Below are 20,913 nucleotides of genomic sequence, written 5' to 3' on the forward strand. Positions count from 1 at the left end.
CTACGACGCGTGGATATGCTGCCCGCGCGCCCTGAGACAGACCCAAGCACCAGCAAGGAGTGATCGCACTGCCAACCGTACAGCAACTTCTCCGTAAGGGGCGCACCACGCTCCGCAAGAAGTCCAAGGTTCCCGCCCTCAAGGGGAGCCCCTTCCGCCGTGGCGTCTGCACGGTCGTGAAGACCACCACCCCCAAGAAGCCCAACTCGGCGCTGCGCAAGATTGCCCGCGTGCGGCTGACCAGCGGCTTCGAAGTCACGGCGTACATCCCCGGTGAAGGCCACAACCTCCAGGAGCACAGCGTCGTGCTGATCCGCGGCGGCCGTGTGAAGGACCTTCCCGGCGTGCGCTACCACATCGTGCGCGGCAGCCTCGACACCCAGGGCGTCAAGAACCGCAACAAGAGCCGCAGCAAGTACGGCACCAAGAAGCCGAAGGCCGGGGCAGCTGCCGCGGCGGCCGGCAAGAAGAAGTAAGACCCGCACATCGGGGCGGGTCATCGGCCCGCCCCGTCACGTGGGTGGCTGACCCCCCGGGGGTGAGTCCAATGAAGCAGACGAGCGCCAGTATTGGGGCTTAGCGCCCTGAGAAGCGATCTCTCGCCGCATGCGAGATAGAGAGGCAACCACATGGCAAGACGCCGCAGAGCAGAAGTTCGCCCGCTGACCCCCGACCTGGTGTACCAGGACGTGCTGGTCAGTGCCCTGATCAACCGCATCATGCAGGACGGCAAGAAGAACCTGGCCAGCCGCATCCTGTACGGCGCCTTCCGGCTGGTGCAGGAGCGCACCGGTCAGAACCCGCAGCTGATCTTCAAGCAGGCCTACGACAACATCAAGCCGCGCGTGGAAGTGCGCAGCCGCCGCGTGGGTGGCAGCACCTACCAGGTGCCGGTCGAGGTGGGTCCCCGCCGCGTGCAGAGCCTGACGCTGCGCTGGTTGACCGCCGCCGCCGACAGCCGCCCCGAGCGCACCGCCATCGAGCGCATCGCCGGTGAGCTGATGGACGCCGCGCAGGGCCGTGGCGGCGCCATCAAGAAAAAAGACGACGTGGAGCGCATGGCGGAAGCCAACCGCGCCTACGCGCACTACCGCTGGTAATCCCGTTGAGCGGTCTTCATGGCCACAGCAGCCATGAAGAGGGAGTGGAACGGCGGGACGTCTCGCCGTTCCATGTTGCGTGAGGGCCTCGCCCACACCGAGTGTTCAGGGAGCATACATGACCACCAAGACGAGCAGTTATCTGACCCACTTCCGGAATATCGGGATTGCCGCGCACATCGACGCCGGCAAGACCACCACCACCGAGCGCATCCTGTACTACACCGGCCGGACCCACAACATCGGTGAGGTGCACGACGGCGCCGCCACCATGGACTGGATGGAGCAGGAGCGCGAGCGCGGCATCACCATCACCGCCGCCGCCACCACCGCCAAGTGGACCCGCAGCGGCCAGGAGTACGTGGTCAACATCATCGACACCCCCGGCCACGTGGACTTCACCATTGAGGTGGAGCGGTCCATGCGTGTGCTGGACGGCGCGGTCGCGGTGTTCGACTCGAGCCAGGGCGTGGAGCCGCAGAGCGAGACCGTGTGGCGTCAGGCTGACCGCTACGGCGTGCCGCGCATCGCGTTCTCCAACAAGATGGACAAGACCGGTGCCAGCTTCGAGCTGGTGCTGAACGACATCCGTGAGCGCCTGGGCGCCATCCCGGCCCCGATCCAGTACCCGATGGGCCAGGAGAACGAGTTCAAGGGCATCATCGACATCGTGCGTCAGCGCGCCTACACCTACACCAACGACCTGGGCACCGACATCGAGGAGCACGACGTGCCGGCCGAGTTCGCGGACAAGGTCACCGAGATGCGCGCCGCGCTGATCGAGGCCGCCGCTGAGGTGGACGAGGACCTGATGCTCAAGTACCTCGAGGGCGAGGAGCCCACCATCGAGGAACTGATCAAGGCCATCCGCAAGGGCACCATCGAGAAGCGCATCTTCCCGGTGCTGTGTGGCAGCGCGCTGAAGAACAAGGGCGTGCAGCTGCTGCTGGACGCGGTGGTGGACTACCTGCCCAGCCCGCTGGAAGTGCCGGCCATCCGCGGTCACCTGGAGGACAGCGAGGAAACCCGCGACTACCCGGCCGACCCGGACGGCAAGCTGGCCGCGCTGGCGTTCAAGATCATGGCTGACCCGTACGTGGGCCGCCTGACCTTCGTGCGTATCTACTCGGGCACCCTGCAGAGCGGCAGCTACGTGTACAACGCCAGCAAGGGCAAGCGCGAGCGCGTGGGCCGTCTGCTCAAGATGCACGCCAACAGCCGTGAGGACGTCACCGAACTCAAGGCCGGCGAGCTGGGCGCGGTCATCGGCCTGAAGGACGCGGGCACCGGCAACACCCTGATCGGGGACGGCGACGAGAAGGTGCTGCTGGAGAGCATCGACGTGCCGGAGCCGGTGATCAAGCTGGCCATCGAGCCCAAGACCAAGGCCGACCAGGAGAAGATGGGCGTGGGCCTGGGCCGTCTGGCCGAGGAAGACCCCACCTTCCGCGTCGAGACCGACCAGGAGAGCGGCCAGACCACCATCGCGGGCATGGGCGAGCTGCACCTGGAGATCCTGGTGGACCGCCTGAAGCGCGAGTACAAGGTGGACGCCAACGTGGGCGCGCCGCAGGTGGCCTACCGTGAGACCATCACCCGCGCCACCGACGTGGAAGGCAAGTTCGTGCGTCAGTCGGGCGGCCGTGGTCAGTTCGGCCACGTCAAGATCAAGGCCGAGCCGCTTCCGCCGGGCAGCGGGTTCGTGTTCGAGAACGCCGTGGTCGGCGGCACCGTACCGCGCGAGTACGTCAAGCCGGCGCAGAACGGCATCGAGGAGGCCATGCAGAGCGGCCCGATGCTGGGCTTCCCGGTGGTGGACATGAAGGTCACCCTGTACGACGGCTCGTACCACGAGGTCGACAGCTCGGAAATGGCCTTCAAGATCGCCGGCAGCATGGCGCTGAAGGAAGCGGTCCAGAAGGGTGCCCCGGCGCTGCTGGAGCCGGTCATGCGCGTGGAAGTCACCGTGCCGGACGACTTCATGGGTGACATCATCGGCGACCTGAACAGCCGCCGTGGTCAGATCCAGGGCATGGAGGCGCGTGGCAACGCACAGATCGTGAAGGCCTTCGTGCCGCTCAGCGAGATGTTCGGCTACGCCACCGACATGCGCAGCATGACCCAGGGCCGCGCCAGCTACAGCATGTTCTTCGACCACTACACCCAGGTGCCGAACAACATCGCCCAGACGCTGATGAAGAAGTAAGACCACAAAGAGAGGGGGCCAGACCATACCGGTCTGGCCCCCTCTCTTGTTGGTTACTGGCTGGTGACCGGCGTGGGCACGTGCAGCTCGTAGCGCTCCAGCGTGGTGCTGGTCAGGGTGCGTTGGTAGGTGCTGCTGCCGCTGGGCAGGTAGACGAAGTGGGCCGCGCGGCTCCAGCCGGAGGCCAGAGTCCAGCGCTGCTGCATGTCCGGCGTGGCGGTCTTGAAGCTAATCGTGACGGCCTTGCTGACGTAGGCCACCCGGTCGTGGCTCATCAGCGCCAGCTGCTCGGTGGGCTGACGCACCCCGTCGCTGTTGCTGTCCTGCCACATCACCCAGTGCAGCAGCAGCACCTGGGCGCCGGGGTCGCTGACGGTGGCGTCGGCCGGCACCAGGGTGGGGAGGGCGGCGGTCTTGCCGCTCTCCTTGCCACGCCACGCGGTGGGGTCCACGGTGGTGCTGGTAGAACCCGCCACGGCGGAGGTCTGGTAGTAGCTTTCGCCCGCATCGCTCAGCAGGTTCAGGTACACCGTGGCGCCGCCCGGGACGCCCGGATGCCGCACCTCGGCGCCGGTGGGCAGGTCGGGCCGCCCGCCGTTCAGCGACGGCGAGGCCGAACCACAGGCCGCCAGCACCACTGGCAGCAGCAGCGGCAGCAGCAGGCGCTTCATCGCTGGCCTCCGGCCACCGGCACGCTCAGGCTGCTGAAGTAGTTGCTCGGCTCGTGCAGCGCGACCGGAATACCCTGATCGGCGGTGGGGACGCTGTTCATGCTGACCAGGTACTGGCCGGGGGTGGCCTCCGGCTGCAGCACCATGTGGCGCACCAGGGTCCAGCCGGACTTGCGACTGCCGCTCTCCCGGCTCTTGCCGTCCGGGCTGAGGTAGCTGTAGGTGAAGTCCGTGCTGGCGTTGCTCAGGATGTCGTGGGTCATGTATGCCTCTTCGGCCTTCTGCGGCAGACGGTCGCCGTTGGCGTCCCGGAACGCCAGGAAGTAGACGTTGCAGGTCCGCACCTCCGGATTCGAGAGGGTGACGTCTTGCATGCCCTTGGCCTCGCCGTCCTTAAAGGGTGTCATGCACAGCGGATCCTTGGCGAGGGCGGCGAGCGCGTAGCCGTCCATGTAGAGGCTGGCGCTGCTGCCGGCGGGTGGGCCATAGCCACCGTACCCGCTGGAGGTGGACAGCACCTTCAGGTCGGTGCCGGCGGTGCCGGTGAAGTAGATGGCCGCCAGGGTCAGCCCGCTGGTGTCGGCCTGGGCCGGGTAGCTGAACCCCAGGCTCACCCCTGGCGGTGGGGGCGTGGGGGGTCCAGGACAGGCGGTCAGCAGGCTGGCCAGCAGCGCCGCGCCGCCCAACAGCGGCAGCTGACGCACGGAAAATGGGTTGATCATGTTCAAAGCGTAACTCATGAACCTTTTACCTGCGCCTGCATCTGCGGACCCGTGGGGCTAAAGAAATTCTTAATGCAACTATGTCATCATTCTTAGAGGCAATGCAGAGAGGTCGAAGCATCTGCGGCCGTCGCCAGCTGTTGCGTCTACCCGTCTGAACCGTGAAGGAGCCGATGTTGACCGACCCCTCTCCGAATGCCGCTGCTGCCCGCCCGCCGGTGCTGTCGTTGCGCGGCATCACCAAGCGCTTTCCCGGCGTGACCGCCAACGACGACGTGACGCTGGACCTGCAGGCCGGTGAGGTGCTGGCGCTGCTGGGCGAGAATGGGGCCGGCAAGAGCACCCTGATCAGCATCCTGTACGGCCTGTACCGCCCCGACGAGGGCCAGATCCTGCTGGACGGCCGGCCGGTGAATATTGCGTCTCCGGCGCACGCGCTGCGGCTGGGCATCGGGCTGGTGCCGCAGCATCCGATGCTGGTCGGTCGGCATACCGTGGCCGAGAACCTGGCGCTCGGCACCGGGTCGGCGCTGTTTCCAGCGCGGGCCATGCGCGGACGCATCCGGGAGCTGAGCCAGCGCTATGGCCTGGGCGTGGACCCGGACGCACGGGTGCAGGGCCTGTCGCCCGGCGAGAAGCAGCGGGTGGAGATTCTGCGCTCGGTGCTGCGCGGGGTGCGGGTGCTGATTCTGGACGAGCCGACCAGCGTGCTGACCCCCCAGGAGGTCGAGGGGCTCTTCGGGGTGATGCGTGAGCTGAGGGCCGGCGGCCAGTCGCTGGTGTTCATCTCGCACAAGCTGGACGAGGTGCTGAGCATCACCGACCGGGTGGCGGTGTTGCGGCGCGGTCAGCTGGTCGGCAGCTGGCCCACCGCTGGAGCGACCCGCGAACTGCTGGCCGAGCGGATGGTGGGCAAAAGCGTCAGCTTCGAGCGCAAGCGCGGGGCCAGCCACGCGGCCGCACCGCTGCTGCAGGTGAGCGGCCTGAACGCCCGCAGCGGCCGGGGCCTGCCGGCCCTGCAGAACGTGACCTTCACGCTGCACTGCGGCGAGGTGATCGGGGTGGCGGGCGTGGCCGGCAACGGGCAGAGCGAGCTGGTGGAGGTGCTGGCCGGTCTGCACCCCGCCGACAGCGGGGAGCTGACCCTGGACGCTACACCGCTGAGCGGCGATCCGCGCCGCCGCTTCGCGCAGGGGGTGGCGCACATCCCGGAAGACCGCATCCACATGGGCACGGTGCCCACCATGACGGTGGCCGAGAACCTGGCGCTGCGCGAGTACGCGGCCACGCCCTACGCGCGCGGCGGCGTGCGCAACCTGGGTGCCCTGGACCGGCATGCCCGGCAGATGGTGGAGGAGTATCAGGTCAGCACGCCGGGCCTGACCACCCCGTCGCGGCTGCTGTCGGGCGGCAACATCCAGAAACTGATTCTGGCCCGGGAGCTGACCGGGCAGGCCCGGCTGATTCTGGCGGTGCATCCCACCTATGGCCTGGACATCGGGGCCACCGATCAGGTGCACCGGGTGCTGCTGTCACGCAGCGAGGCGGGTGCGGGGGTGCTGCTGGTCTCGGAGGATCTGGACGAGCTGCTGAGCCTGTCGGACCGCATCGCCGTGATGTACCACGGCGAGCTGCTGGGCCCCTATGACGTGGGCAGCGTGACCCGTGAGGGGCTGGGCCTGCTGATGACCGGCGGCAGCGGCATCCCGCACGGCGCCGGTCCCGGCAGCGAGACCGAGGCCGCGGGCGTGGCGCTGTGAGCTTCGTCCAGATCACGACGCCGAGCCGGAGCCGGGTGGTATGGGTAACGCTGGCGGCACTGGTGGTGGCGCTGCTGATCGCCGGAGCCGTGTTCGCCGCGTCCGGCACCAACCCGCTCACCGCCTACGGCACGCTGCTACAGGGCACCGTGATGGACGCCCAGGGCTGGGCCGAGGTGCTGCGGCGGGCGGTGCCGCTGCTCTTGATCGGGGTGGGGCTGACGCTGGCGTTCCGGGCGCAGTTCTTCAACATCGGGGCGGAGGGGCAGCTGCTGATGGGCGCGGTGGCGGCGGGCGGGGTGGCGTTGTTCACGCCGCTGCCGGGCCTGCTGCTGCCGGTGGGGATGTTCGTGGCCGCCTTCCTGGTGGGCGGGCTGTGGACGCTGATTGCAGCGTGGCTGCGGACCCGCCTGCGCGTCAACGAGATTCTGAGCACCCTGATGCTCAACTACGTGGCGCAGTACCTGGTGGTGTACCTGATCGCGGGGCCATGGAAGGGCAAGAACGTGCGCGGCTTCATCTACACCGACGACTTTCCGGCCGCCGCCCAGCTGGCGGTGGTGCCGGGCACCCGGGTCGGCATTCTGACGCTGGTGCTGGGCGTGGTGGCGGCGGTGGGCCTGCAGTTCGTGCTGTCGCGCACCACCCGGGGCTATGAGCTGCGGGTGGTGGGGGAGAACCCCGGTGCGGCCCGGTACGCCGGCATCAGCGCGCCGCGCACCGTGCTGCTGATGGCGCTGATCACCGGCGGCATGGCTGGGCTGGCGGGGGCCGGCGAGGTGGCGGGCATCCACCACAAGCTGCTGGACCCGGCCCAGATCAGCGCGGGGTACGGCTTCACGGCCATCATCGTGGCGTGGCTGGCGCGCGGCAATCCGCTGCTGTGCCTGGTGACGGCCCCGCTGATGGGCATCATCCTGGCGGGCGGCGACGTGCTCAAGATCAACCTGAACATGCCGGGCCGCATCGTGGACGTGTTCAGCGGCGTGATGCTGATGACCCTGATCGCCAGCGAAGTGTTCGTGCGCTACCGCTGGAAGCGCGGCTAGGAGAGGTGGAGTATGGATGAACTGCTGAACGCGCTGACCCGGGCGCTGGCCTTCGGCACGCCGCTGCTGCTGGCCAGCCTGGGCGCCATCATCAACGAGCGGGCCGGGGTGGTGAACCTGGGTGTGGAGGGCATGATGGCCCTGGGCGCCCTGGCGGGATTTGCGGTGGCCTACGGCGGCGGCATGGGCGGCAGCCTGGTGCTGGCGATCCTGGCGGCCATGGCCGCCGGCGCGCTGGCCGGGCTGCTGCACGCCTTCGTGACCATCACCCTGCGCGCCAACCAGTTCGTGTCGGGGCTGGCCCTGACGCTGCTGGGGCTGGGCGTGGCCGGCATGCTGGGCAAGCCCTACGAGGGCTTTCCGCTGTTCAACCAGCCGCCGCAGTGGCCCTTCACGGTGGGGGCCATCGCGCTGGCCGCCGTGCTGGCCTTCGTGTTTCAGGGCACCCGCTTTGGCCTGACGCTGCGCTCGGTGGGGGAGAACCCGGCGGCGGCCGACGTGCTGGGGCTGAACGTGGGCCTGGTGCGCTACCTGGGCGTGATGGCCGGCGGCGCCCTGGCCGGGCTGGCCGGGGCGTACCTGTCGCTGGTGTACCGGCCCAGCTGGACCGATGGCATGACGGCGGGCCTCGGCTGGATTGCAGTGGCGCTGGTGATCTTCGTGGGCTGGAGCCCGCTGCGCGCCGTTCTGGGCAGCATCTTCTTCGGACTGCTGTACTACCTGCAGTTCCGGCTGCAGGGGCAGAGCCCGGTGCCCACCGAGTTCTTCTCGGCCATGCCGTACCTGCTGGTGGTGGTGGTGCTGGCCTTCGCCGGGCTGCGCGGTCAGCAGGGCGCGGCGCCCGAGGCGCTGGGCCGCCCGTATACCCGCGGCGAACGCTGAGTGTCGGGTTGCGGTGCCCCATCCGGTTCACCCCAGGCATTTATGAGGAGTTTTTCCGAATCAAATCAACATTTTGTTCAGGTTTTGCTCTACATTCAACGCAGTCCGTCGCCGGACCCAGGAGGAACCACATGAAGCGAATTCTGACCATGGCCCTTGCCGCTGCCGCCGGAGGCGCCGCGCTGCTCGGACAGACCACCCAGGCGCAGGGCAACAGCACCGCCAAACTCAAGGCCTGCTTCATCTACGTGGGGCCCACCGGCGACATCGGCTGGACCTACGCCCACGACCAGGCGCGCAAGGCGGCCGAGAAGGCGCTGCCGTGGCTGGAGACCAAGTACGTGGAGAGCGTGCCGGAAGGGCAGGCGCTGCCGGCCATTGACCGGCTGGTGGCCGACAAGTGCCAGGTGATCTTCACCACCAGCTTCGGCTACATGGACGACACCCTGACCGCTGCCAAGAAGTACCCGAACGTGATCTTCGCGCACGCGGCCGGCTACAAGCGCAACCCCAACATGGCCACCTACATGGCCGACTTCTATCAGGTGTACTACCTCAACGGTCTGGTGGCGGGCGCACTGAGCAAGAGCGGCAAGATCGGCTTCGTGGGCACCTACCCGGTGCCGGAGCTCAAGCGTCACCTGTCGGCCTTCGCCCTGGGCGTCAAGGCGGCCAACCCCAAGGCCGTGGTGGACGTGAAGTGGCTGAACTCCTGGTTCGATCCGGCCAAGACCCGCGAGGCCAGTGAGGCGCTGCTGGCGCAGGGCGACGACGTGCTGACCAGCGCCGAGGACAGCGCCACCGGCGTGCAGACGGCGGCGGCCAAGAAGATTCCCACCTTCAGCCACTACAACAGCATGTACCGCTTCTCCAAGGACTACGTGGTGACCGGCCACCTGGCGCACTGGGACAAGATCTACATCGACTTCCTGACCAAGGTGCACAACGGGACCTACACCAACAAGAACCTGCAGAACGTGGACTACTGGTGGCTGCTCAACAAGGGTGCAGTGGAGATGGGCGCCGACGCCGGACTGGCGGTCAATCCCAAGTACGTGCCGCAGCTGAAGGCCGCCACCATGACCGTGAAGGGGCAGAAGGTGAGCGTGTACGACCGCCTGATGGCCCTGACCAAGGACATGAGCTCGGCCAAGCCCACCTTCGACCCGTTCGCCGGGCCGCTCAAGGACCGGTATGGCGTGACGCGTGTGCCCGCCGGCAAGACGCTGAGCGTGGCCGACCTGAACAGCATGAGCTGGGTCGTGCCGGGCGTGGTTGGCGACGTGGCGGACGAACCCAAGAAGTAAATCTGCTGGATTGAGCCGAGAACAGCAGCGCCGCCTGATATGTGATCGGGCGGCGCTGCTGTTGGAAGAGTCCGGCTGGCGGGTCAGGGGAAAAGCAGGCCCTGTTTGAGGAGCTGTGGAAGCCTTGCCACGCCAGCAGCAAGCGTTCCGCCGAGCTCATCTGCCGGGCTCAGGGCAGCCACAGCAGACGCTCACCATCGCCGCTTCAGTGAGCCTGGGCTATCCGCCTTCAGCCCGGGCCTACAGACCGAACCTGGCCGGGCTGAGCTATTGTCCGCTCCTTAGCCCTGTATTCAGCCCGCAGCTGCCATGTGCCGCGGCTTTGTAAACATTTAACAATGCTGGAGCGCGTTTTTTGACAATGTGCCGGTAGTCCATGCGTGCCGAGTCCTCCGGGTTGACAGAACAGTTCGGTCCTTATGAGGTCCTGCCCCAACCGGTGTGGTGCTCTGATCAGGAGGGCCACTGCCTGTACAGCAACCGGGCCATGACCCTGACCACCGGGCTGTCGCCGGAAGCGATGCTCGGTGACGGGTACCTCCAGGGTGTGCACCCGGACGATTGCAACCGGGTGCGGGACGTGCTGCCGGCGCACTGGATGGCCCAGGACCCGGTGGAATATGAGTACCGGCTGCTGCAGGCCACCGGGGAGTACCACTGGGTCTGTAGCCGCAGCCAGCCGGTCCGGTCGGAAACGGGCGAGCTGATTCACTGGGTCTCCACCTGCCACGATATCGACGCGCTGAAGCGGGCCGAGCACAGCCGGGCGCGGCAGAACGGCCTGTCGGTGCGGTTGCTGCGGCTCACGCAGGGCCTGGCCCGCGCCACCGACCTGCAGACGGCCGTAGCTTCGGCCCTGCAGGGCTGCCATGAAGTGCTGCAGGCCCATGGGGTCCTGCTGTACCTGTTGAGCGACAACGGCAATGAGCTGCTGCTGAGTGCCACTCACGGGTACTCGGACGAGGACGTCACCTCGATCCGGTCGGTGGCGGCCACCGCCGATCTGCCGGCGGCCCAGGCGATCCGGGTCGAACGTCCCATCTGGGTCGAGGCCGATCTCGCAGAGCGCTATCCCCAGATGCACCCGATCATCGACACGTACCACCTGCAGGCGCTGGCCTGCATTCCCCTGATGCGGGCCCGTCGCCCGATGGGGGTGCTGGTGCTCGACTTCACCGAGCCGCAGCCGTTCGACCCGGATCTGCGGGCCCTGCTGGTGGGCGCGGCGGACGAGATCGGGCAGGCGCTGGTGCGTACCGGGCTGCTCACCGTCCGGCAGCGGCTGGAGCAGTATCAGGTGCTGCTCAACACCATCACCGATCAGCTGTCCCGGAGCCTGACCTGCGAGGAGGTCCACCGGGGAGTGCTGCAGGAGAGCGCCGAGGTGACCGGTGCGTACGGCGGCTTCTTCACCAGCGTCGCGCTGGATGGGGCCACACTGGTGGTGGACACCCAGCAGGGTTACGCTCCGCAGTTCATGGAGCGTCACCACGTCATTCCGCCCGAGGCCGACCTGCCGGTTCAGCTGGCCCGGCGAACCGGGCAGGCGGTATACGTGTCGTCCCGGGCCGAGCTGCTGCAGCGCTTTCCGGAGCTGGCCGGCACCCTGGAAGCGCGGACGCAGGCGCTGGCGGTTCTGCCGCTGCGCAGTGACGGACAGGTCACCGGCACGCTGGCGCTGAGCTACGCCAGTCCGCATGACTTTGACCCGGTGGAGCGCCAGTTCCTGGTGGCCCTGGCCACCCACACCTCCCAGGTGTTGCAGCGTGCCCGCCTGTACGAACGGGAGCAGGCCGCCCGCCGGCAGGCCGAGGAGGTGGCGCGCAGTGAGCAGCTCAACCAGCAGTCGCTGCGCGGCATTCTGAACGCGCTGCCGAACCTGGTGTGGATTCTGACGCCGGACGGGCTGGTGCAGGAATTCAATACCCAGTGGGGAAGCTACACCGGCCAGACCGAGCAGATGGAGGGCGTCAGCTGGCTGGAGGCCATTCATCCGGCCGACCAACCGCTGCTGATGCAGATTCGTGCGGAGGCCATCCGGGCGGTCCGGGAGTACCGCCTGGAGCTGCGCATACGCCGCTCTGACCACACCTACCGCTGGCATGTCGCGCGGGTGATCCCGGTGCTGGTGGACGGCCAGCTGATGCGCTGGGTCGGGTCGGCCACCGACATCGACGACCAGAAGCGCACTGAGGAACTGCTTGAGCAGCGGGTGATGGAACGCACCCGGCGCTGGCAGGACCTGAACCTGGAACTGCGGGCCATCGCCACGACGCTGGCCGGCAGCCTGGAAGAACCGCTGCGCCGGGTCTTCGGGGTGGTGGGCCTGATCGAGCAGCGTCTGGGCCGGCTGGACCACCTGAAGGACGAGCGGATTGTGCAGCTGTTCCGTCTGTTGAGTGCTGAGACGCAGCGCATGAGCGGGGTGGCGCAGGAGATCCGGCAGTTCTCCGATCTGGAGAACAGAGAACTGCGGCTCAGCCGGGTGCCGCTCGATCAGCTGGTGATTCAGGTGCGCAGCGACCTGGAATCCTATACCCGCCAGCAGACGGTGAAGTGGAAGATGGGCAGCCTGCCGGTGGTGCGGGCCGACGCGCTGCTGCTGCGCCAGGTGTTCGCGGAGGTGTTCCTAACCCTGCTGAGTCGCCCGGCCGACACCGGCGACCTGATCATCACCATCAGCGCGGCGGTGCATGGGCAGCAGGTGGAGGTCCGGCTGGAGTCGAACGGCCGCTTCACGGCCGAGGAGGTGCAGCTTCTGTTCTCCCCACTGGGCCATGACCTGGAGTCCGGTGGGGGAGCCGGTCTGGCCAATGTTCGCCGTACCGTGGCGCGGCACGGAGGTCAGATCTCGACCGTGGAGTCCGAGGCGGGAACCGTCCTGGCCCTGACCCTGCCGCTGTGGCGCGACCCTCCAGTGTCCAGGGCCTGAGCCGGTCAGTGATGCAGCAGGGCCAGCATCTGATCGGTCACGCCCTGGACTTCCACGCTGATGTGGTCGGTACGGCCACGGCCCTGAGTCCAGGCGCGGTGAGCCACGCGGCGCGCTTCTTCCAGCGTGCAGCCCCGGCCGAGGAGCAGTTCTGTCAGATCCTGCTCACTGATGGCCTGATCCTGGGTGTTGTTGCTGCCCACCGTGATCAGAATCCGGCGCACCACCGGGACCAGTTCCGGCACCAGTTCCGGTCCGTCCGGCCCAATCGTCTCCCGCACGATCAGCCGGGTCTCAACGTCCGGACGCGGCTGGCCAGGCGCGGCCCGCACCAGCCTGAGGCGGTCCGCAGCAATCCAGACCCCGCGCATTCCCAGAAACTCGGCGGTGGTGGCGGCGGTGGCGACCCGGTAGCGGGCATCCGCCCCCAGTTCTGTGATGACGCCAACCGCTCCATCCGGAAGCCGCTGACCGTCACCGGTGATCTGGACCCGGTCGCCCAGCTGGAACGCGCTCACTTGGCACCCGCCGGATGATGGAGCGGGCAGCACGGGAGGGAAGGAAAAGGGAAGCATGCAGCAGTCATAAGCACCTGAACCGTCCCAGGCTACCCTTCTTTTCGCAGGGAGCAACGGGGCCACCGTTAAGCCGTGTTGTGAGTTGTTCCGGCTGGTCCTTGCGCCGATGCCAGGTCCGCCGGAGCGCGCCGAATGCTGTGGTCAAGAAACTGTCAGGGTTCAAGGCCTACCCTGGGAACGTGGATCACTGGCCGTTGTACGAACTTGCGCTCAGAGCGGTCGCGGAGGCCATCTCTGCAGCCCAGCAGCGGGGGGACACTCACGAGATGCTGCAGGCGCACCACCTGAGGGCCGACTTCCTGACGATCGTGTGTGGGTGGTCCTCCGATGCCCAGACGTATCAGGACCTGATTGCCCACGCCCGAGCGATGACCGTGCAGGCGCTGGTCCGCAGTTGACCTCTGCAGGTACTGCACGGCTGAACAGGATGCGGGGCCGCTCACCGCCGGCAGATGAACATCGTTCCTTTCCAGGGTTGAAAAGGTTTAACGTTTAATTCACGAACCGGCGGGTAGGTTGTGGGTATGTCCCGTCCGCATCTTCATGACCTGATCTGCCGCACCCTTGCCGAGACGGCGCGCTGCGCTGACGAGCATCCTCACCCGCAAGGACAGGTCCGGCTGGAGTACCTGAAAGAGAAGGTCCTGCACGTCTCAACCGACCTCGACTGTATTGAGCTGATGGAGATGGCGCGGCGTCTGCGCCTGCAGTTCCTGTCCGGGTCCTGGGAGCTGAACTGACCGGAACAGGACACTCGCTGTACAGGGAGAGCTGAAGCTGCTTGAACCTCGTTTGAAGGGGAGTGGCAGCCGCAAGCCGGAGTTCAGGGCGCCGGGGATCAAACGATTTGGGAGCTGCCCAGGCCGCGCCACCAGCATTTTCCCGATTGGATGCTGGGCCGCTGCCTGCTTTGCTGAACAGGCCGGAATGCCGAGCGTTCCCAGCACCTAATGTCCGTAGTGCCGGAGGAGATATGAGAGGCAGCCTTCAACCTGTACCGGAAACAGCTGGAGGTTGCCGCTCAAGGCAGGATTCAACCGCCCACGTGAGCCCCTCTGGGAAGGTGACCCGACCTCCTGGCCAAAGAAAAACCTCCCTCTGGGAGGGAGGTTCTGTTGGTAGACTCGAGGGGATTTGAACCCCTGACCCCTACCGTGTCAAGGTAGTGCTCTACCCCTGAGCTACGAGTCTGGACCGATATCCTGCGGGGTATGAAACTGGAGGCGCTGACCGGAATCGAACCGGTGAATGGAGGTTTTGCAGACCTCTGCCTTACCGCTTGGCTACAGCGCCAGCCACGAAAATGCCTGGAGGCCTGACTCCCAGCGAAAGGGATGTTAGCACGGCCCCGGAAAGCTGTCAAAATCGGCTGGCAGGATGGCAGAAGCGTTCGCGGCTGCGGTAGCCTAAGCCATGAGTTCGGATTCTTCTGCCCCGCCGGCCCAGGACGCCGAGCGCCAGCGTGACGCGCAGCTGCGTGAAGGCCTATACGCGCGCAAACTGGCCCTGGCCATTCTGAGCACCCTGCAGCACAAAGGCGTCCTGAGTGCCAAGGAGGTGGACTCGATCCTGCTGGCCTCCAAGCGCGCGGCGGACACCGAGTTCGTGCCCACCCAGGCGGTGCGCTCCAGCTTCTCGCCGCTTCCGGAGGACCGTGATCCGGCCCGGGTGCGCCATCAGCCGAAGGCCCCGCCGATCTTCGATATTCAGATTGACGAGGACTGAGCCGGCCAGCAGGCGTCAGTAGTCGAGCGTCTCACCCGGCTGCAACAGGTGAACCTTCACGCCCCGCTGCTCCGCCTCGCGGGCGAACACCTGCGGGTCGCCGGTCAGGACCGGGAAGGTGCCGTAGTGCATCGGGATCACGTCGCGCGGCCGCAGCAGGTCCAGGGCGCGGCCAGCCTCCTCGGGGCCCATGGTGTAGTTGTCGCCGATCGGCAGGAACGCCAGGTCCAGCCCCCGGTCCCCGATCAGCTGCATGTCGCTGAAGAGCGATGTGTCGCCCGCAAAGTACAGCCGCTTGCCCCCGAACTCAATCACCATACCGGTGGGCATGCCGCCATAGGTACCGTCCGGAAAGCTCGACGAGTGCCACGCCGGCGTGAAGTACACGCTGCCCCAGGGCTGCCGCACCGTGCCGCCGATGTTGGACGGCAGGGCATTCGCCGCACCCTGTTTCTGCGCGTACCCGGCGATCTCGGCGGTGCCGATGATGCTGGCGCCCCCGGCCGCCAGGTCCAGGGCGTTGCCCCAGTGGTCACCGTGCGCGTGGCTGATCAGCACCGTCTGCGGCTGCCGCGCCTTAACCTGATCCAGCGTGAGGCCAGCTTTGGGGTTGCCCTCGATGAACGGATCGATCACGACGCGGTGCTGGCCGTCGTCCAGAAGAAAGCTGCTGTGGCCGATGAAGGTGATCTGCATGTGAAGCCTCCTGTTGCTGCTGCAGTCTGACAATCGCAGGCGTCCGGGAACTGTGAGATCGTCTGCGGTCTGGGCGTGAAGGACGAGAGCGGCGGTGAGATGGTAGACTCCAGGGACGCCTGCGATCAACGCAGAGGGTGCGGCCTGTCCGCAGAGCTGTGAAAGGAAGAGATTATGACCAACGAACAAGCCCCGGAAGAGTTACAGGGCGTGATCAGCGAGCTGGAAGCGGGTCCGCTGGACGAGGACACCGAACTGGACGCCGAGGAGCTGGACGAGGACGGCGAGGACGAAACGTTTGTCGACGCCGATGAGCTGTTCTCGGTGCTGACCAAGCTGCAGACCCTCCTGGAGGATCAGGCCAAGGAGATTCGTGGCCTGCGCCGCGAGATGCGTGAGCTGCGCGAAAGCCAGGGCAGCCAGGGTCAGGGCGGCGGCTTCCGCCCCCGCGAGGACCGTGGGGAGCGCGGCGGCTTCAACCGTGACGGCGGCGACCGTGGCGGCTTCAACCGCGACCGTGGCGGCAGCCGCGAGGGCGGCTTCCGTCCCCGTGAAGACCGCGGTGGCGACCGTGGCGGCAGCTTCGGTGGCAACCGTGAGGGTGGCTTCCGTCCCCGCGAGGACCGCGGTGGCGACCGTGGCGGCAGCTTCGGTGGCAACCGTGAGGGCGGCTTCCGTCCCCGCGAGGACCGCGGTGGCGACCGTGGCGGCAGCTTCGGTGGCAACCGTGAGGGTGGCTTCCGTCCCCGCGAGGACCGCGGCGGCGACCGTGGTGGCAGCTTCGGCGGCAACCGCGAGGGCGGCTTCCGTCCCCGTGAGGACCGTGGCCCCCGCGAGGGCGGCAGCCGTGAAGGTGGTGCCCCCAGCGAGTTCCGTCCGCGCGCCCGCGCGGACCGTGGCTGGAGCGGCGGCACCGGTGGCCGCAACCGCAACGACGACTGAGCCTGAGCGCCAATGAACGCGCCCGCCCCTCTGATGGGGCGGGCGCGTTCACGTGTCCTGTTCTCGTTATTCGTAGCTGACTTTCAGGATGGTGAACTCCTGCTTGCCGCGCGGCATCTGCACCGACACCTTGCTGCCTTCCTGCTGTCCGGCCAGCGCCTGACCGATGGGGCTCTGATCGCTGATCTTGCCGTTCAGCACGTCCACCTCGTAGGTGCCCACGATCTCGAAGCGGTGCTCGCGGCCGCTGGCGTCCTGCACCAGCACGCGCGCGCCCAGGCCCACCCCGTCCTGCACGCCTTCCTCGATGATGATGGCGTTCTCCAGCTGGTCCTCGAGGTCCAGAATGCGTGCCTCGTTCTCGGACTGCTGCATGCGCGCCTCGTCGTAGGCTGCACTCTCACGCAGGTCGCCGTCCGCGATGGCGATGCCCATGTACTCGCTGATCTGCTCGCGGCGGGTGGTTTTGAAGAACTCCAGCTGTTCTTTCAGCTTGTCATAGCCCTTGCGGGTCATTTTCATTTTTTCGGCCATAGCACGTCAGTATAGGGCAGCGGGCCGTGAGGCTTCCAGCCAATCAGAACGCCGCCTGCTGGGAGGCAGGCGGCGCGGCAGGCGGGTTCAGTTGCTGACAGTGGCCAGGTGCTTGTCGAGCAGCTGCTCGAAGGCGCGCTTGGGCTGCGCCCCGACCACGCCCTCCACCGGCTGGCCGTCCTTGAACAGGATCAGGGTGGGAATGCTCATCACCCGGAACTGCATGGCGGTCTGCTGGTTGTCGTCGACGTTCAGCTTGCCGACCTTGACCTTGCCCTCGTACTGCGAGGCGATTTCCTCCACCACCGGAGCGATCATGCGGCAGGGACCGCACCAGGGGGCCCAGAAGTCCACCAGCGTGAGGCCCGAATCGATCTCGCCCTTGAAGTTGCTGTCGTTCAGTTCCATCGGCTTCATGGGGACATCATACGCGCCCGCACCCTTTACCCTGGTGACGCTGTACAGCATTGGCATTCAGCTGAGGTTGAGGCGCGGTTCACCCGTCCCCGCTACACTGCCGCCATGCACACGGACACGCTGGACCCGGCGCTGCGGCAGGGCGCGGAGCTGTTCAACCGTGGCGAGTGGTGGGAAGCGCATGAGGCCTGGGAGCCGGTCTGGATGGAGGCGGGCGGGGAGCGGCGCCACTTCGTGCAGGGCCTGATCCTGCTGGCCGCCGCGCTACATAAGCGCTGGCATCACGGCAGCACCGGCCTGCGCAATTACCACAAGGCGCTGGCGCATCTGGAACCGCTGCCCGACCTCTACGGAGGCGTGCGGCTGCGTCAGCTGGAGCAGCAGGTGCTGCAGGCCCTGTCTCAGGACGGGATGTATCCCCAGTTGCCCGTGGGCGCTCCACACCCATAAGCGGTCGCCTTGAGGAAGCGATGAGGCTTCCAGTATGCTGCATAGGTTACGCCGCAGGTTCGGGCGGACACTCACACTTGATTGGCTCGGGAGCAGGGCACGCTAGAACTGGTTGGAGGACAACCCACGATGGAACGGATTGGACTGTTTATTGACGGCGCGAACGTGTACGCTGCGGCCAAGCGGCTCGGCTGGAACTTCGACCACCGCAAGATCCTGGAGCACTTCGCCGGCCTGGGACGGCTCTACAACGCCTATTACTACACGGCGGTGCCGGGCACCATCGACGACAAGCAGAAGCGCTTCATTGACGCGCTGACGTACATGGGCTACACGGTACGGACCCGCATGCTCAAGGAGAGCACCGACGAGAACGGCGAGGTGCACCGCCACGCCAACCTCGACATCGAGATGGTTACGGACCTGCTCGCCACGGTGGACCGCTACGATACGGCGGTGCTGCTCACCGGCGACGGCGATTTCGAGCGGCCGGTGGAGGTGCTGCGCGCGCGCGGCAAGCGGGTGATCGTGGCCAGCATTCCGGAGATGACCAGCTACGAGCTGCGCAACGCTGCCGATGAGTACGTGGACTTCAAGGACATCCGCGAACACATGGAGCGGCCCGGCTACCGCCTGCCCAGCGAGTCGCGCGAGGGCCAGGGCCGCGAGACCCGGCCGTTTTACATGACCGCCCTCTCGGACAGTGATGAGCGCTGACGCCCCGCCAACCCTGCCGGTGGCGCTGGACGCGGTGGGCGGCGACCACGGCGCGGCCCCCAACGTGGAGGGCGCGGTGGCGGCCGCCCGCAGCGGGCTGAGCATCCTGCTGGTGGGCGACCGGGTGCGGCTGCACGCCGAGCTGGGCCGGCATCCCGGCAGCGGGCGCCTGCCGCTGGAGGTCATCGACACCCCCGACGTGATTGGCATGGATGAGCACGCCAGCGACGTGCGCGGCCGCCCCCAGGCCAGCATCAACGTGGCGACCCGGCTGGTGAAGGAGGGCCGCGCCTCGGCGGTGGTCAGCATGGGGCACAGCGGGGCCACCATGGCCAGTTCGCTGCTGACGCTGGGCCGCCTCAAGGGGGTGGACCGCCCGGCGATCCTGACGCACCTGCCGTCCAAAACCGGCATGGTGACGGTGCTGGACGTGGGCGCCAACGCCGACGTGAAGGCGGCGTACCTCGCGCAGTGGGCGCAACTGGCCAGCATCTACCTGCAGGTGCTGGAAGGGCAGGAGCGGCCCACAGTGGGCCTGCTGAGCATCGGGGAAGAGGACCACAAGGGCAACGCGCTGACGCTGGAGGCGCACGCCCTGCTGCGCCAGTTGAAGAGCATCAACTTTCACGGCAACGTGGAGGGCCGCGACATCTTTCAGGGCACCACCGACATCGTGGTCACCGACGGCTTCACCGGCAACATCGTGCTGAAGCTGGCCGAGGGCGAGGCCAAGGTGCTGTTCGGCTGGGTGCGCGACGCGCTGAACAGCAGCCTCAGCACCAAGCTGGGCGGTCTGCTGGTGCGCGGCGCGCTGCGCGGCATTGCCGACCGGCTGGACCCCAGCACCTACGGGGCCAGCATCCTGCTGGGCGTGCGGGGCCTGAGCTTTATCGGGCACGGCAGCGCCGACGCCCGCGCGGTCAAGAACGCCCTGCTGCGCGCCGACCGGGCCTACCAGACCCGGCTGGTGGAGCGCCTGAGCAGCGAACTGGCCGCCACGATGATGCCCACGCCGGTGTCTCAAGCTCATCCTTAACCACGTCTCATTAAGAATCGGCCTACTCTGGACCATGTTTGATGTTCTTGCCACCACCCTGACCCTGCCCGCCACCTGGTTCAAACTGCTGTTTGCCCTGGGCACCAGTTTTGCCATCTGGCGCATCGGTCTGACCCTGATCGGGCTGGTCTGCACCTACCTGCATGACCGCCTGGCTTCACTGCTGCGGCTCAGCTGGACAGTGGTGTGCGCGTACGCGGCGCTGGCTGCCACCGTGTACGCGCTGGCCCTGGTGGATGTGCCGCTGCTCTACGACAACGGGGCGCTGATCGCTCAGGGCTTCCGCAACCGCGCCGGACAGGTGGTGGTGGTGTTCGCGCTGACCCTGATCGCCTGGAACCTGGTGACGCTGGCGTCGCGCCGGATGATCCCGGAAGCGCAGCAGGACGCCGCCTTCACCCGCCGCAGCGTGCGGGTCCAGACCCTGACCGGGGTGATCGAGAGTTCGCTGCGGGTGGTGATCGTGGTGCTGGCCCTGATCAGTGTGCTGCAGGCGCTGGGCATCAACGCCTCGGCGCTGCTGGCCGGCGTCTCGGTGCTGGGGCTGGCGGTGGGCTTCGGCGCGCAGAGCCTGATCAAGGACGTGTTCACCGGCTTCTTCATCCTGCTGGAGGACCAGTACGGCGTGGGCGACGTGATCGCGGTGAACAACGGCGCGCTCAACGGCACGGTGGAGCGGCTCAACCTGCGCCTGACCGGGCTGCGCGCCCTGGACGGCACCCTGCACATCATTCCCAACGGACAGATCCTGACCGTCAGCGTGAGCAGCAAGGACTGGGCGCGGGTGGTGGCGGCGGTGGACCTGGCCGCCACCACCGATCCCAGCGCGGCCCTGCAGGTGCTGCAGACGGTCACGGACGCGCTGTACCAGGACCCGGCCTGGAAGCATCACTTCCTGGCCGCGCCGGAGCAGCAGGGCGTGACCCGGCTCAGCCCCGACAGCTTCACCATCCGCGCCCTGATGAAGGTGCTCCCTAAGTCTCAGTACCCGGTAGGCCGCGAGTTCAACCGCCGCATCCAGGCCGCGCTGACCGAGGCCGGCATCAACACGCCCGCCCCGGCCGCCGATCCGGTGCCGCTCAGCATCAACCCGATTGAGGTGCGGCTGCTGCCCGCCACCGCACACGACCTGCCGCTGCACCTGGACAAGCCGGAACCGACCGTCTGA

22 protein-coding genes and 2 tRNA genes are annotated in these 20,913 nt (G+C 67.2%); 16 read left to right on the forward strand and 8 right to left on the reverse strand.

Going from position 1 to position 20,913, the window contains the following annotated elements:
* Positions 1-68 precede the first annotated feature (68 nt).
* The 3 genes from rpsL (at position 69) to fusA (ending at position 3,306) form a co-directional block, all read left to right on the forward strand.
* Complete coding sequence (gene rpsL / locus ABOD76_RS11025) at positions 69-476, forward strand: 30S ribosomal protein S12 (RefSeq protein ID WP_350245246.1); 408 nt, start codon at positions 69-71, stop codon at positions 474-476.
* Between the two features lie 153 nt (positions 477-629).
* Entirely contained in the window at positions 630-1,100 is a 471-nt protein-coding gene (gene rpsG / locus ABOD76_RS11030) for a 30S ribosomal protein S7 (protein ID WP_350244888.1), read from the forward strand.
* A gap of 118 nt (positions 1,101-1,218) precedes the next feature.
* The gene (fusA, locus tag ABOD76_RS11035) at positions 1,219-3,306 is read left to right on the forward strand and encodes an elongation factor G (protein ID WP_350244889.1); all 2,088 of its coding nucleotides are present in this window, start codon (positions 1,219-1,221) and stop codon (positions 3,304-3,306) included.
* Between the two features lie 53 nt (positions 3,307-3,359).
* Here the strand turns inward: fusA and ABOD76_RS11040 are convergent, their stop codons facing one another.
* Positions 3,360-3,977: a hypothetical protein gene (locus ABOD76_RS11040; RefSeq protein ID WP_350244890.1), complete on the reverse strand. Its 618-nt coding sequence runs from the start codon at positions 3,975-3,977 to the stop codon at positions 3,360-3,362.
* Positions 3,974-4,699 carry a hypothetical protein gene (locus ABOD76_RS11045; RefSeq protein ID WP_350244891.1) on the reverse strand — a complete coding sequence of 242 codons (726 nt, stop codon included), beginning with the start codon at positions 4,697-4,699 and terminating at the stop codon, positions 3,974-3,976. The genes ABOD76_RS11040 and ABOD76_RS11045 overlap by 4 nt, the downstream gene beginning before the upstream one ends.
* 173 nt (positions 4,700-4,872) lie before the next feature.
* Between ABOD76_RS11045 and ABOD76_RS11050 the strand changes: the two genes are divergently transcribed.
* The 5 genes from ABOD76_RS11050 to ABOD76_RS11070 all read left to right on the forward strand — a co-directional run bounded on the left by ABOD76_RS11050 (position 4,873) and on the right by ABOD76_RS11070 (position 12,629).
* Entirely contained in the window at positions 4,873-6,459 is a 1,587-nt protein-coding gene (locus tag ABOD76_RS11050; RefSeq protein ID WP_350244892.1) for an ABC transporter ATP-binding protein, read from the forward strand.
* A 35-nt stretch (positions 6,460-6,494) separates the two neighbouring features.
* Positions 6,495-7,508 carry an ABC transporter permease gene (locus ABOD76_RS11055; protein ID WP_350244893.1) on the forward strand — a complete coding sequence of 338 codons (1,014 nt, stop codon included), beginning with the start codon at positions 6,495-6,497 and terminating at the stop codon, positions 7,506-7,508.
* A 12-nt stretch (positions 7,509-7,520) separates the two neighbouring features.
* Positions 7,521-8,390 carry an ABC transporter permease gene (locus ABOD76_RS11060; protein ID WP_350244894.1) on the forward strand — a complete coding sequence of 290 codons (870 nt, stop codon included), beginning with the start codon at positions 7,521-7,523 and terminating at the stop codon, positions 8,388-8,390.
* Positions 8,391-8,521: 131 nt separating this feature from the next.
* Positions 8,522-9,697: a BMP family ABC transporter substrate-binding protein gene (locus tag ABOD76_RS11065; RefSeq protein WP_350244895.1), complete on the forward strand. Its 1,176-nt coding sequence runs from the start codon at positions 8,522-8,524 to the stop codon at positions 9,695-9,697.
* Between the two features lie 376 nt (positions 9,698-10,073).
* On the forward strand, positions 10,074-12,629 hold the full coding sequence (locus ABOD76_RS11070; RefSeq protein WP_350244896.1) for a PAS domain-containing protein: 2,556 nt from the start codon (positions 10,074-10,076) through the stop codon (positions 12,627-12,629).
* A gap of 5 nt (positions 12,630-12,634) precedes the next feature.
* Here ABOD76_RS11070 and ABOD76_RS11075 read toward each other — a convergent pair whose 3' ends face one another.
* Positions 12,635-13,147, reverse strand: coding sequence for a hypothetical protein (locus tag ABOD76_RS11075; RefSeq protein ID WP_350244897.1), 513 nt, complete (start codon positions 13,145-13,147; stop codon positions 12,635-12,637).
* A gap of 239 nt (positions 13,148-13,386) precedes the next feature.
* On the opposite strand from ABOD76_RS11075, the gene ABOD76_RS11080 reads away from it, so the two are divergent.
* Together ABOD76_RS11080 and ABOD76_RS11085 are read left to right on the forward strand one after the other, a co-directional pair.
* Positions 13,387-13,605, forward strand: a complete 219-nt coding sequence (locus tag ABOD76_RS11080; RefSeq protein WP_350244898.1) for a hypothetical protein — start codon at positions 13,387-13,389, stop codon at positions 13,603-13,605.
* Positions 13,606-13,731: 126 nt separating this feature from the next.
* On the forward strand, positions 13,732-13,947 hold the full coding sequence (locus ABOD76_RS11085) for a hypothetical protein (RefSeq protein WP_350244899.1): 216 nt from the start codon (positions 13,732-13,734) through the stop codon (positions 13,945-13,947).
* A gap of 376 nt (positions 13,948-14,323) precedes the next feature.
* Here the strand turns inward: ABOD76_RS11085 and ABOD76_RS11090 are convergent.
* Together ABOD76_RS11090 and ABOD76_RS11095 are read right to left on the reverse strand one after the other, a co-directional pair.
* Positions 14,324-14,398, reverse strand: a tRNA-Val gene (locus ABOD76_RS11090).
* Between the two features lie 27 nt (positions 14,399-14,425).
* A tRNA-Cys gene (locus ABOD76_RS11095) sits at positions 14,426-14,500 on the reverse strand.
* A gap of 120 nt (positions 14,501-14,620) precedes the next feature.
* Between ABOD76_RS11095 and ABOD76_RS11100 the strand changes: the two genes are divergently transcribed.
* On the forward strand, positions 14,621-14,932 hold the full coding sequence (locus ABOD76_RS11100) for a hypothetical protein (protein ID WP_350244900.1): 312 nt from the start codon (positions 14,621-14,623) through the stop codon (positions 14,930-14,932).
* A gap of 15 nt (positions 14,933-14,947) precedes the next feature.
* Here ABOD76_RS11100 and ABOD76_RS11105 read toward each other — a convergent pair whose 3' ends face one another.
* Complete coding sequence (locus tag ABOD76_RS11105) at positions 14,948-15,628, reverse strand: metal-dependent hydrolase (RefSeq protein WP_350244901.1); 681 nt, start codon at positions 15,626-15,628, stop codon at positions 14,948-14,950.
* A 174-nt stretch (positions 15,629-15,802) separates the two neighbouring features.
* On the opposite strand from ABOD76_RS11105, the gene ABOD76_RS11110 reads away from it, so the two are divergent.
* Positions 15,803-16,570 carry a hypothetical protein gene (locus ABOD76_RS11110; RefSeq protein ID WP_350244902.1) on the forward strand — a complete coding sequence of 256 codons (768 nt, stop codon included), beginning with the start codon at positions 15,803-15,805 and terminating at the stop codon, positions 16,568-16,570.
* A gap of 66 nt (positions 16,571-16,636) precedes the next feature.
* Here the strand turns inward: ABOD76_RS11110 and ABOD76_RS11115 are convergent, their stop codons facing one another.
* Both ABOD76_RS11115 and trxA read right to left on the reverse strand, forming a co-directional pair.
* A complete protein-coding gene (locus ABOD76_RS11115) occupies positions 16,637-17,104 on the reverse strand; it encodes a transcription elongation factor GreA (protein ID WP_350244903.1) in 468 nt (155 codons plus the stop codon).
* Between the two features lie 87 nt (positions 17,105-17,191).
* Positions 17,192-17,521 carry a thioredoxin gene (gene trxA / locus ABOD76_RS11120; RefSeq protein WP_350244904.1) on the reverse strand — a complete coding sequence of 110 codons (330 nt, stop codon included), beginning with the start codon at positions 17,519-17,521 and terminating at the stop codon, positions 17,192-17,194.
* Positions 17,522-17,626: 105 nt separating this feature from the next.
* Between trxA and ABOD76_RS11125 the strand changes: the two genes are divergently transcribed.
* The 4 genes from ABOD76_RS11125 to ABOD76_RS11140 all read left to right on the forward strand — a co-directional run bounded on the left by ABOD76_RS11125 (position 17,627) and on the right by ABOD76_RS11140 (position 20,913).
* Positions 17,627-17,971, forward strand: coding sequence for a DUF309 domain-containing protein (locus ABOD76_RS11125; RefSeq protein ID WP_350244905.1), 345 nt, complete (start codon positions 17,627-17,629; stop codon positions 17,969-17,971).
* Positions 17,972-18,100: 129 nt separating this feature from the next.
* Positions 18,101-18,688 (forward strand): NYN domain-containing protein, encoded by a 588-nt coding sequence (locus ABOD76_RS11130; RefSeq protein WP_350244907.1) that lies wholly within the window; start codon positions 18,101-18,103, stop codon positions 18,686-18,688.
* The gene (gene plsX, locus ABOD76_RS11135) at positions 18,678-19,724 is read left to right on the forward strand and encodes a phosphate acyltransferase PlsX (RefSeq protein WP_350244908.1); all 1,047 of its coding nucleotides are present in this window, start codon (positions 18,678-18,680) and stop codon (positions 19,722-19,724) included. Before ABOD76_RS11130 ends, plsX begins: the two co-directional genes overlap by 11 nt.
* A 34-nt stretch (positions 19,725-19,758) precedes the next feature.
* Positions 19,759-20,913, forward strand: a complete 1,155-nt coding sequence (locus tag ABOD76_RS11140) for a mechanosensitive ion channel family protein (RefSeq protein ID WP_350244909.1) — start codon at positions 19,759-19,761, stop codon at positions 20,911-20,913.

The sequence above is a fragment of the Deinococcus sonorensis KR-87 genome (assembly GCF_040256395.1).
GTDB lineage: Bacteria > Deinococcota > Deinococci > Deinococcales > Deinococcaceae > Deinococcus > Deinococcus sonorensis.